General features: G+C 60.3%; 9 protein-coding genes. 6 read left to right on the top strand and 3 right to left on the bottom strand.

The genetic code is table 11. The features are described 5' to 3' along the window. Positions 1-212: 212 nt before the first annotated feature. Positions 213-1,361: an alpha/beta hydrolase-fold protein gene (locus CLV84_RS05465; RefSeq protein ID WP_104418719.1), complete on the bottom strand. Its 1,149-nt coding sequence runs from the start codon at positions 1,359-1,361 to the stop codon at positions 213-215. Positions 1,362-1,425: 64 nt separating this feature from the next. Continuing rightward, positions 1,426-1,845 (bottom strand): hypothetical protein, encoded by a 420-nt coding sequence (locus tag CLV84_RS05460; protein WP_146088724.1) that lies wholly within the window; start codon positions 1,843-1,845, stop codon positions 1,426-1,428. Positions 1,846-2,191: 346 nt separating this feature from the next. Here CLV84_RS05460 and CLV84_RS05455 point away from each other — a divergent pair, with 346 nt between their 5' ends. From CLV84_RS05455 to CLV84_RS05425, 6 genes are all read left to right on the top strand, one after another. Beyond that, a complete protein-coding gene (locus tag CLV84_RS05455; RefSeq protein WP_104418717.1) occupies positions 2,192-3,016 on the top strand; it encodes a hypothetical protein in 825 nt (274 codons plus the stop codon). A gap of 262 nt (positions 3,017-3,278) precedes the next feature. Next, positions 3,279-4,709, top strand: a complete 1,431-nt coding sequence (pyk, locus tag CLV84_RS05450; RefSeq protein WP_104418716.1) for a pyruvate kinase — start codon at positions 3,279-3,281, stop codon at positions 4,707-4,709. 308 nt (positions 4,710-5,017) lie between these two features. Then, on the top strand, positions 5,018-6,565 hold the full coding sequence (locus tag CLV84_RS05445) for a tetratricopeptide repeat protein (protein ID WP_104418715.1): 1,548 nt from the start codon (positions 5,018-5,020) through the stop codon (positions 6,563-6,565). Positions 6,566-6,584: 19 nt separating this feature from the next. Then, complete coding sequence (locus CLV84_RS05440; RefSeq protein ID WP_170067583.1) at positions 6,585-7,340, top strand: DUF4292 domain-containing protein; 756 nt, start codon at positions 6,585-6,587, stop codon at positions 7,338-7,340. Beyond that, positions 7,340-7,873, top strand: coding sequence for a GNAT family N-acetyltransferase (locus CLV84_RS05435; RefSeq protein ID WP_104418713.1), 534 nt, complete (start codon positions 7,340-7,342; stop codon positions 7,871-7,873). Before CLV84_RS05440 ends, CLV84_RS05435 begins: the two co-directional genes overlap by 1 nt. 653 nt (positions 7,874-8,526) lie before the next feature. Next, the gene (locus tag CLV84_RS05425) at positions 8,527-10,173 is read left to right on the top strand and encodes a M28 family metallopeptidase (RefSeq protein ID WP_104418711.1); all 1,647 of its coding nucleotides are present in this window, start codon (positions 8,527-8,529) and stop codon (positions 10,171-10,173) included. Between the two features lie 148 nt (positions 10,174-10,321). Here CLV84_RS05425 and CLV84_RS05420 read toward each other — a convergent pair whose 3' ends face one another. Continuing rightward, complete coding sequence (locus CLV84_RS05420) at positions 10,322-11,497, bottom strand: fasciclin domain-containing protein (RefSeq protein WP_104418710.1); 1,176 nt, start codon at positions 11,495-11,497, stop codon at positions 10,322-10,324. Positions 11,498-11,637: the final 140 nt, after the last annotated feature.

The raw sequence follows: 11,637 nt of genomic DNA, 5'->3' as shown, positions 1-11,637 counted from the left end.
GCAAAGCAAGTACGATAAGGCGAAGTAACACAGCAGCTAGTCTACTGAAGTGGACGCTACGGACCGACGGCTTCAGCCGTCATGCTGCCTGAAACACCTGCCCCGCAAACCCAACGTTTTGGCAGCCAGTCCACTAAAGTGGACGCTACGCGTAGCGACGGCTTCGGCCGTCAGGCTGCCTCCGACGCGAAGCGAGTACGGTAACCCAGCAGCTAGTCCGCTGAAGTGGAAGTCACGGACCGCTCACCGATCCGCTCCAGCACCTCTCGGTGAGAATACTCCGTGCAGTGCCCCTTCATGGGCGAAAACTCGATAACGGCGTCCGAAGCCGGGGCGGTGGCCGTCTTTAAATACGCGTCGAAGTCGCGCATGGCATTGTTGAGGTAATAGTTGTCCATGTCCCCCATCCAGACGTAGAGCTTGCCGGCCACTTTGGGGCCGAGCTCGGCCCAATTGTCCTGGACGTGCAGCAGCAGGTCGTACTGCTTCCAGTGTTCGACCACTTCCGGGTCGATGGTGCCGGTGACGCCGTCGAAGGCGGGAAGCGGCCGGCCGTCTTCACCCCGCGGACTGTACAGCGCGTTCCAGGCACCCCACTGTCCCTGTCCGGTGACGTAGGTGCTATCGATGCCTTCCGCGTTCTCTTCGGCAAATTCGTCGCGGATCAGCAGGTCGGGCTCGCCGTAGATATCGCGGCGGCTGGGGCGCAGCAGACCGGCCCGGTTGACGAAGGCGTTGGTGTCGGCGTACATATCGATCAGTTGCATCCGTTTAAAGCTGACCGGGTCGGGGCTATAGGAGTACGTTCCGGCGAAGCTGTCCGGGTAAAACAGTTGTAGGGCCAGGGAGACCCACCCCCCGGTGGAGCAGCCGTCTACGTACCGGGCTGCCACGCCGCGGGTACGGTATTTTTCATCGACGTAGGGGATGATCTCTTCGATCAGCGCGTCGCCGTACGGGCCGCTGCTCGCCGAATTCAGTTGGTAAGAGTCCCCGAAAGGGCCGCTACCGTCGAGGAAGACGGTGATGACGCCGGGGGCGGCGTCGGAGGTCCACCAATCGGCGAATTCCGCGTCACCGAGCAGGCGATTCACCCGGTCGTAGCGCCCGGCGTAGCCGGCCACGTTGTAGCGGACCGGGTAGCGGGCGTTGGGAGCGTTGGCGTAGTCGCTCGGCAACAATACGGTGAAGATGAGCTTCACGGGTCGGTCCCAGAAGGCGCTCAGCGCCTCGCTTTCCAGCGTGACCGTCTCCACCAGCGGGTGGGCGTTAACGGTTACGGGGTCCGGGAAAGTTTGGGCGCGGACGCAGGAGAAAAGCATTCCGGCAAACAGTAAAAAGAGCGCGCGTCGAGCAAGCATGGGCGGGTGGGCTTGTTAGGTTCGGCAAGGTAAGCTACGCTCCGCTTGACGGCCACGTGCCGCTCTATTCGAAATCCAGGCGGTCCACCAGGAAACCCCGCAGACAGACCTCGATGTTGGCTTCCGAATTATTCAGGCTGTACGCGTCGATCTTTCCGCCGGGACGGACGATGAGCAGGGGGTTATCGAGACTGCCGACCACCGGAACCGAGGTGAAATTCGTTCCGACCAGCATCATCTGGGTGATGGCCAGGCTTCCGCTGTTGGGCGGCGCGGTATTCAGCCGGACCAGAATCCGCCGTTCGATCCCATCGGGTGATCCGGAGGATTCGATCGCCTGGGCGAAGGTGACCAGCAAAAACTTATCCTGCGGTATATTGGTAAAGCTGGTACCGCCGGTCCAGGGTGCAAAGAACGGGGAATTTGTCCCGCCGGGTAGGATCAGGGTGGTCCGACCCACCACCGCCACCGGGCCCTGCGACAAAGTTGGTCGCAGCGTCCAGGACGGCGGCCTCACTGCCAGCCTAAGCGAGTCTACCGAGGGAAGAAAGACTGAATCCCCCACCCCGATGGCCCGTACACCATCGGGGCTTACCTCCCGGTCCAGAGGTCTCCGGTCAGGTTTTTGGGCAAAGAGGGAAGCGGAGATAAAGAGGAGCAAAAGGGGCAGCCAACCGGGGTTTCCCGGGCGGCGTGGGTGGCGTGGTATATCGATCATATTGCATGATGCCCCGAGCGGGTACCTTGTTACACGGGCGCCGGGGGAACAGAAATCGTCGCGGGCGGGGGCCTTTATTTAAACCGCCACGCCCCTCTTGCCTTTAAGGTGAATGGACATCCGCTTTATCCCCCAGGAAGACATCGACAAGCAGCTTTATAATAGCTGCGTTCACTTTGCCACCAACGGCAGTCTCTACGGTTACGACTGGTACCTCAACGCGACGGCCAAGGAATGGGACCTGCTGGTCGAAGGCGACAACTACGTGTCGGCCATGCCCCTGCCGAAGCGGCGCAACTGGCTCGGCCGCACCTACCTGACCCAGCCTACCCTGGTACCGGACCTGGCGGTGTACAGTGTGAAGCCCCTGAGCCCGAAGCGGATCCAGGCCTTCTGGGACGCCATCCCGGAGGCGTACCGCGGCGGCGAACTCACCGTGGAGCCCGCCTCCGTTCCGAAAGACAGTGGCCGTTTCACCGTCACCCAGGCGGAGGGATCGGCACTTTTCCTCAATCAGGCATACGAGTCGATCACCGACGGTTTTCCGCCCGATTACTACTCCCGCATGGCGCGGTCCGAGGCCGCCGACCTCCTCCCGGTTCCTAATCTGAAGCCGGAAGCGTTCGCCGAATTTTGGTTAAGCGTCCACGGTGAGAGCCCCGAGAACGACTGGAAGTTCCATGCCATGCAGCGCATCATGTACCAGATCCTACACCGCAGCTGGGGCAACGCCGCCGGCATCCAGACGCGGGACGGGGAGCTGCTTGCGGTATCCTTCAATGCCTACAGCCACGGGCGCATCTTCCCCCTCTTCCGGGCGGTGAGCAAGGCGGGAGAAGCCGCGGGGGCCATGACGCTGCTGTACGATACCTTGCTGCGCAGCCACGCCGGCCGGAGCTTGAAGATCGAGCGGTTTGCGGAGTTTGTGACGGAATGAACCGAGTACGAATCACCCATGACCGTGTCGGGGCAGGGGGCCGCATAATAACCTATATCGCATCGTTTCCGGATCGGACATTTGTCCGCTAAGGTGGCGGGGCGCCGGAGCGCGGGTGCGGGAAATCGGGCGACCTGCCTGAATACCACCCAAAAACGCGAACCAGCGCCCCGCTGAGCCTTTCTATTCCTTTATCGCCAGCTAGCCGTTACCTTAGCCCATTATTGTATACTTTACACTATCCTAAAATTACTTCCCTGCTATGACTGACCACCAGAATACCAAAATCGTTGCCACCGTAGGCCCGGCCTGCAACAGCTACGAAGGGCTGAAGGGCCTCATCGAGGCCGGGGTGGATGTATTTCGGCTGAACTTCAGCCATGGCACCCACCAGGATCACAAACAGGTCGTCGACCACCTGGTGAAGCTGAACGAAGAGATGAAAACCCACGTCAGCATCCTCGCCGACCTTCAGGGGCCGAAGCTGCGCGTCGGCAAGATGGAGGGCGACGGACTGGAGCTGGCGGCCGGCGACACCGTCACCTTCGTCAACGAAGAATGCATCGGCAACGCCGAAAAGATCTACATGAGCTACCCCCAGTTCGCCCAGGACGTCCGCGTCGGCGAGCGGGTACTCGTGGATGACGGTACCCTCGTTTTCGAGGTCGTCGACACTAACGGCCGCGACACCGTCAAACTAAAGGCCCTATACGCCGGCAAGCTGAAATCGAACAAGGGCGTCAACCTCCCCAATACCAAGATCAGCCTACCCAGCCTGACCGAGAAGGATATGGAGGACCTCCAGTACATCCTGACCATCCCCGAGATCAACTGGATCGCGCTCAGCTTCGTCCGCCATCCTTCCGACTGTAAGGAACTGCGCGCCCACATCGACCGGGCCGGCCACCAGGCCAAGATCATCTCCAAGATCGAGAAGCCCGAGGCCATCGAGAACATCGATAAGATCATCAAGCACTCGAACGCCATCATGGTGGCCCGCGGCGACCTCGGCATCGAAATGCCGATGGAACGCCTCCCGATCATTCAGAAGGAGATCATCCGGAAGTGTATCCAGCGTGCCCGGCCGGTCATCGTCGCCACCCAGATGATGGACTCCATGATCACCAACCCCGGCCCTACCCGCGCTGAAGTTACCGACGTGGCCAACGCCGTGCTCGACGGTACCGATGCCGTGATGCTCAGTGGCGAAACGAGCGTAGGAAAGCACCCCGCCCTGGTGGTGAAGTGGATGAACAGCATCATCGAGGAGGCCGAAAAGATCTACGAGATCGGCGTCCGCCGGCCGAAGGCCAACGACAAGAGCGGCACCTTCGTCAGCGACATCGTAAGCTCCGCCGCCTGCTGGGCTGCCCAGGGTGTCGGCGCTCGCGCCATCACCGGTATGACCCGGTCGGGCTACACGGCCTTCAAGCTCTCCAGTTTCCGACCCAACTCGAAGATCTACATCTTCAGCGACATTCCGAGCATGCTCTCGACGCTGAACCTGTGCTGGGGCGTGCGCTGCTACTACTACGACGAGTTCCAGACTACCGACGACACCGTCGACGACATCGTCAATATCCTGAAGGAAAACAACCACGTCCAGGCCGGCGACATGATCGTCAATACGGCCAGTATGCCGCTGGAAAAGCGCGGCCGGATGAATATGATGAAGATCACGGTGGTGGAATAAGGTACTGTCGTCTGCCGAGCTTCGCTATTCCGCCGACGGTTGTTGGTGCTTACTCATAATATCCCGGGCAGACCAGCTGCCCCGGGCGGAAAAGGATGCCGGGCAATGCTGGTCCGCCGACGGATAGCCCTGAACAGCTGAATAGTACTTACTCACAGCATCCCGGGCAAACCAGCTGCGCCGGGCGGACCACGATGCCGGTCAACCCTGGCCGGGCAACGTTTCGTACCCAAGCTAACGAAAACCGTCGGCCACCCGCCAGCACTAGTCCGGCCCTCAAAACGTTAGCTAGTTAACTTTCGACTGCTATGCGTACCTCCCTGCTCCTGCCTATCCTGTTATTTACCGCTTTCCTTACCGCCCAGGCGGAAATGACGGAGAAAGCGGTGAATATGCAGAAGGCATTCATCGAAGCGAAACAGGAAGCCCTGCTGGGCAAAACGGACGAAGCCATTCAGCTGTTTGAGGGGATCCTCGAAACCGACCCCGAGAACGATCCGGCTCTATTCGAGCTGGCCCGGCTGCAGTACGCCGCGGGCAATACCCCACCGGCCATCGAGGCCCTCCGGCGCGCCTACGCCATCCGGCCGAACGACGTGTACGCCGCCTTCCTCGCCGAACTCTACCAAACGGCCGGTCGCTACCAGGACGGTGCCGATCTCTACGCCAGCCTCATCCAACGCAACCCCACGGAACCGGAGAATTACCTCGAACAAGCGGCCTTTTTGGTTCGGGCCCAGGATATTAAGGGCGCGATCAAGGTGTACGAAACGCTCGAAGATCGGATCGGGGTGAACGCCGAGCTATCGCGACGCAAGCATGCCCTGTACGTCGGCACCGGCGATCTCAAGCGGGCGCAACGGGAGCTGGAGGCCCTCATCGAAGCTTATCCCGACCAAGTGGAATATCGCCACCTACTCGCGGGCTTTTATCGCGCCCAGGAAGACGAAAAAGCAGCCCGGGAGGTGTACCAGGAGATTCTCCGCATCCAGCCCGCGGACGTGAGGGCCCAACTCGCGCTACAGGACGCCGGTCGCTCCGCGGGAAAGGCCGGTGCGGGAAGCGACGCCGAACTAATGGACCTGCTGGCCCGTACCGACGTGGATCTCGATCTCAAGATCGGCAAGCTCCTGCCCCTCATCAACGAGGTGGCCAGCACTAATGACCGGGCACTCGCCGACCGGGCGCTGGACCTCGCCCGGGAACTGCGCCGCGTGCACCCGGACGATGCCAAAGCGGCCGCGATCGTCGGTGACCTCTACTACCACAGCGGCCGGCTCACCGAAGCGGCCGACGCCTACCGGGCTACCCTGGAGCTCGACGATACGGTTTATCCCGTCTGGGAACAACTCCTCGCTACCCTTTACCTGGACAACCAGTCCGCCGATCTGCGCGAATACGGAGAGGAAGCGCTCGATATCTTTCCGAACCGTCCGTCCGTCTACCTCTATTATGCCCTGGGAGAAGCCTTCCGCGGCGATTATTCGGAAGCCCGCAATCTGCTGCAGCAGGCCCAACTAATGGTGTCCGCCAACCCGGATGCGGCCGAAGCCCTGACGGTAGTCACCGCCGCCTTGTCGGCGATGGAAACCCGATCCGGTATCGGCCAGATAGAAACCGCCAAGCTGCCGGGCGGGCCCAAGGCACCCATGGCGGTGTACCTGGAACAGCTGGCCGAACCCCGCCCCGCCGCCCTCTTCCCCCTCGATCATCCCGGTAACACCAATGCCCTCCTCCTCGAACTGATGGGCGACGTTAGCGGCGACGCCGGCGACAAAGATGCCGCCACCGACTACTACCGGCGGGCAAAGGCCGCGGGCAGTAAATCAGCCAGTCTCGCCGGCAAGAACTCGTAGCTCCTTAGCCCCCCCTCCTATGCGACTATTCTTTCTGGCGCTCAGCGCCCTTCTTCTATTTGCCAACTGCAACCGTAAGGTAGCCGGTCCGACGGACGACGGCATCGCCTTGCCCGCCGGCAAACTGCGCCTTAATCAGGTACTTCGGGGCATCGAGGCCAACCGGACGAGCGCGGAGTGGATGGACGCAAAGGCCCGCGTCGACGTGGAAACCGACGACCTGAGTATCGGGGGAACGGCCTACCTACGGCTGCACCGCGACGAGGCCATCTGGATGAGTGTTAAAAAATTCGGCATCGAAGGAGCGCGCGCACTTATCCGTCCCGACAGCTTTTTCCTCTACAACCGCCTCGAAAGCGAGTATACGGCCGAGCCCCTGAGCTACCTGGAAGCGAAGTACAAAATTCCGGCGCGCTTCGACCTGCTGCAGGAGATCTTCTTCGGTAACGCCGTTTTTCTGACGGACAACCTGGAGGTCAGCCGCGACGGCCAGGACATCCGCCTCACCGGCAGCAGCCGGGAGTTCGCCGCCGACTACCGCTATGACCCCGTCACCTACCAGCTTGGCAGCATGGAGCTCCAGGAGCTGGGGCAGCAGCGCATGCTCTCGGTCGTGAACGGCGACTACGCCGCCGTCGATGGCCTGTCCGCCAGCTTCCCCCGTACCCGCCGCATCGCCGTCGACGGAGGCAGCGAAGGGACCGCCCGGTTGGACTTCGAATTTACGGATCTGTCGTTTTCGGGGCCTTTGGAAATGCCGTTCATTTTCCGGTAATGGATGAATGGATCCGTACGCCCCGGCTCATCCTGCGCCGGGCCCGCGAAAGCGATGCCCCCTTCTTCCTGGCCTTGCTGAATTCCCCCGGTTGGTTACGGTACATCGGCGACCGGAACGTCCGGACCGAAGTGGCGGCGGCGGCCTATATTCGGGATCGCGTAATTCCGGGATACGACCAGCCGGGGCACGGTAGTTACTTGGTGGTACCGAAAGATCTCCCATCTCCCGTCGGGTTTGTCGGTGTATTTCGCCGGGATGGGCTGCCCGCACCGGATTTCGGATTTGCGTTTTTAGCCGACGGCCAGGGACGCGGCTTTGCCTACGAAGCTTCCCAATATCTACTGGCCACCCCCGGCATCCTAAGCTTACCGGAACTACTGGCCATCTCCTTACCGGAAAACGGGCGTAGCATCCGACTGCTCGGGCGGCTGGGATTTGTACTGGAGGGGGAAGCGGAAATCGAACCGGGCAAGCCGATGCTGCGCTTTCGCTGGGCGGGAATGGCCCAACCAGAAGGGAAGCCCTGTTAATGGCAGTACCCCAGGCGCCTCCCGTTCCGAAGCGCCTTTTGCGCTTGTTAAGTTTAAGATTGGTCCTTTCCGCCAAAAGTTGCCGCAGACGGTCTTTCCATTCAAGTCTACCAAAACCACTACTAAACAGCATATCCTCTAGTTCGGGCGTTGGGGTTCGACTGCGCTGCAGTCAATGGCTCCTTACCTCCACCTACCCGGAGTTGTACTCCGGGCAAGGTGGGTTGGACCGCGCTCGGGGCCTGAATGGCTTTAAACCCTGGGGCTTGTAGTTCGTAGTTTGGTGGTTGGTGGGAGGCGGGGCACGGGGGGTAAAAGCTCCCGACCCTTTGGTCCCCTAATGTAGGGCGCGCAACCCTCCAGAATTTTACTTGTAACAAAGCATCGCGTCAAATGAGACCGCAGATACGCTTTAGATTCTACCCTGACAGCGCAGTGGGGTAAGCCTGTTCATTGACGATTATTGATTTTCGCTGGCCGTTCGGGTGCGGAAGTCCGGCTGCTTTTGCGGCATGGCTAGACAATGGTTATCCATCGCTACACCTGCGCTCCGCCGCCATAAACCAACCTTTGCAGCGTATACGATCGGCGTGGCTTCGGGAAAGGAGCGGTACTTTAGCTTACTCCCTTTCCCGTTCTCTCCGCCCCGCCCCATGACGAAGTTTTTCCCCGCTCTGCTCTGCCTGTTTTCCGGATGGTTGTTCTTCGCCTGCCGGCAGGATAATCCCTCCGCGGAGTCCCCGGTAACCACTTCCGCGCCCGTAGACTCCGCCACCATCGACCGCCACCTCACCGAGCTGGCCAGCGATAGATACGGCGGCCGCCTGCCCTTCAGCGAGGGGGAAGGGCTTACCCTGGCCTACCTGGAAAAGGAACTGAAGGCCCTCGGCCTGCAACCCGGTAACGGCGACAGCTACCGCCAGGAAGTGCCTATGGTGGAGATCACCGGCCACCCGGCCGAGCGGATCGACCTGACGCTACCCAACGGCGACCTGACCTGGCGGCTGGGGGCAGACTACATAACCTTCACCGATAAGCCCGTCGAAAGGGTCAGCGTAACCGACTCCGAAGTAATCTTCGCGGGCTTCGGTATCGTCGCCCCGGAATACGGCTGGAACGATTACGATGGGTTGGACGTAAAGGGAAAAACCGTCGTCGTGATGGTCAACGACCCCGGATACTACCTCGAAGACACGACCCTGTTCAAGGGCAACGCGATGACCTACTACGGTCGCTACACCTACAAGTACGAGGAAGCCGCCCGACAGGGGGCCGCGGCCTGCCTGGTCATCCACGAGCAGGGTGCGGCGGGCTACCCCTGGTTTGTCGTGCAGAGTAGCTGGACCGGCGAGCGACTAAACCTCGAAGACGACGGCCAACCGAAGCTGGACGTGGCGGGGTGGATTACCCTCGATGCCGCCCGTCAGCTCTTTCAGGCCTCGGGGTTGACCGGGATTCGGTGGTTCGAGGAGGCCGCCAGCCCTGACTTCGAGCCAATCCCCCTCCGAACCCAATTGACGACCACCGTGCGCAACGACCTGCGCTTCGATAAGAGCTACAACATCATGGCTACGCTCCCGGGCGCCGATCGCCCCGAGGAGCACCTCATTTATACCGCCCACTGGGACCACATCGGCGTCGGTCCGGCGGTCAACGGCGACAGCATCTACAACGGTGCCCTCGACAACGCCAGCGGAGTGGCGCAGTTGCTGGCGATGGCGGAGGCATTCACCAAACTTCCGAAGGGACCGGAGCGGTCCGTCGACTTTCTCTTCGTCACCGCCGAAGAGCAGGGATTGTGGGGAAGTGCCTACTACGTAAATAACCCGCTGGTCCCGATAGACAAGACGGTGGCCAACATCAACATCGACGGGGTGAACCCCATCGGCCCGGCCGCGGACCTCACCATCACCGGTATGGGCCACAGCGAGATGGACGACCTAGCCGCTACGGCGGCCGAACGACAGGGTCGGTACGTACAGGGCGGGCAAGAACCCGAAAAGGGCTACTTCTACCGCTCGGATCACTTCAACTTTGCCAAAAAGGGAGTACCCGTGCTGTACGCCGACGGGGGTTACGAGCACGCGACCCTCGGTAAGGAATACGCCCGGCAGCAGAAGGACGCTTTTGTCGCCCAGCGCTACCACCAGCCGGCCGATGAATATAGCTCAGGTGCCTGGCCCCTCGGTGGCGCCGTACAGGACGCGGAGTTGATGATGGACGTGGGGCTGCAACTGGCCAATTCCGAACGTTGGCCCGCATGGCGCCGCACCTCCGAATTTTACGTCGACCGCCAGTAAGATGCGGTCACTCCCGATAGCTATCGGGACGAAGTAGAAAGCGGTCTCCGACCGCGCCAGTAAAAAGCAGCCTCCGGCTGCGCAAAGAAAAAGGCCACCCCCGACAGCAGTCAAGGATGGCCTTTCATAGCAGCTTATGAAGCGCAGCTTACCGCTGTACCATCACCTTACGCTGGATGGCGCCGCCATCGGCGCGGATCTCCAACAGGTAGGTACCGGTGGGTAGCGCGCCGACCTCGATTGGTTCGCGGTCGCTGGTAGCCCGACGGCTCAGAAGGGTGCGGCCGGTGAAGTCACGCAGCGTCAACGTAGCGTTATTCAGGATGCTGGTGGGCAGATCCACGTAAACCTGGCTGGTAGCCGGATTGGGGAAAATGCTTACCTCCCGGGCGAAGGCCGGCTCCTGGGTGCTGGTCAGTGCTTCGGGCAGAAGAATGCCATTGATTATATGAACAACACCGTTGTCGGCAATCATGTCGGTCATGGTGACCAACACAGTGTCAATCATTACCGAATCACCACTGATGGTCACTTCGAGTTGCTCGCCCTGGAGGGTGGTGAGCATCATTCCGTCCATAAGGTCAGCCGAGGTGTAGCGTCCACTTACCACGTGATAGGTAAGAATCGTAGCCAGCGTGCCCGATTCATCTTCATCGTCTACCAGCGCCATCAAGCTATCGGCACTGATGCCGGCAAAGGCATCGTTGGAGGGAGCGAAAACGGTGAAGGGACCGGCCGCCATTAGGTCGTCGTCCAGTTCGGCACCGATAACGGCTTGTTCGAGGATAGATAGCGTATCGGTGTTCACTACGATGTCAACCACGGTAGCCACCGGCTGCATGAGGATAACATCGATGGAGTAAACCACGCCGTTCGTGGCGGCAATTTCCGTGACGCCAACCATCATTCCGTTGATCATCAGGGTATCGCTATCACCATCGCTGGCGTATCCGCTGATGTAGATGCTGTCACCCGCATTCAGCGTTCCGTACATCATACCGGTATCGAAGGTGTCAATGCCCAGCGAATCACCAATTACGTGGTAGGTAAGGACGGAAGCTAGGCTATCCGTATCATCCTCAAAATACGCGAGGTCATCCTCGGAAAGCATGGCGAAAGCGGCATCCGTTGGGGCGAACACCGTGAAGGTGCCTTCGGCGGAAGAAAGCGGAGCGACCAGTCCGGCATCCGTCAAGAGGCCAACCAACTCTTCGTGATTTTCACTTCCGGTGATGATTTCGACCACGGTTTGGGTCTGCGCCGTAAGTACCCCGGCAAAGAGCGCCAGGCAGCTAGTAAGGAAAAAAGGTAGAATTCGTTTCATATCAAGTTGAATTTCAGGGTGGGTAACACGTACCCGTTAAGCGTCGACAATACTATCACGAATTATTCACTTTAGGTTTAAAGAAATCACAAGTTTGTGGGGGAAATAGATCATTTTGCCCGAGGGTGTTCACATTTGTT

This window comes from Neolewinella xylanilytica, from assembly GCF_002934605.1.
In the GTDB taxonomy this organism is placed as follows: domain Bacteria; phylum Bacteroidota; class Bacteroidia; order Chitinophagales; family Saprospiraceae; genus Neolewinella; species Neolewinella xylanilytica.
Note: the sequence above shows the minus strand (reverse complement) of the source record. Positions and strands in the feature narration are given on the sequence as shown.

Excerpts from the sequence above, each read along its gene's own strand:
- CLV84_RS05465 (WP_104418719.1), bottom strand. The coding sequence starts at position 1,361 with ATGCTTGCTCGACGCGCGCTCTTTTTACTGTTTGCCGGAATGCTTTTC.
- CLV84_RS05455 (WP_104418717.1), top strand. The coding sequence starts at position 2,192 with ATGGACATCCGCTTTATCCCCCAGGAAGACATCGACAAGCAGCTTTAT.
- pyk (WP_104418716.1), top strand. The coding sequence starts at position 3,279 with ATGACTGACCACCAGAATACCAAAATCGTTGCCACCGTAGGCCCGGCC.
- CLV84_RS05445 (WP_104418715.1), top strand. The coding sequence starts at position 5,018 with ATGCGTACCTCCCTGCTCCTGCCTATCCTGTTATTTACCGCTTTCCTT.
- CLV84_RS05440 (WP_170067583.1), top strand. The coding sequence starts at position 6,585 with ATGCGACTATTCTTTCTGGCGCTCAGCGCCCTTCTTCTATTTGCCAAC.
- CLV84_RS05435 (WP_104418713.1), top strand. The coding sequence starts at position 7,340 with ATGGATGAATGGATCCGTACGCCCCGGCTCATCCTGCGCCGGGCCCGC.
- CLV84_RS05425 (WP_104418711.1), top strand. The coding sequence starts at position 8,527 with ATGACGAAGTTTTTCCCCGCTCTGCTCTGCCTGTTTTCCGGATGGTTG.
- CLV84_RS05420 (WP_104418710.1), bottom strand. The coding sequence starts at position 11,497 with ATGAAACGAATTCTACCTTTTTTCCTTACTAGCTGCCTGGCGCTCTTT.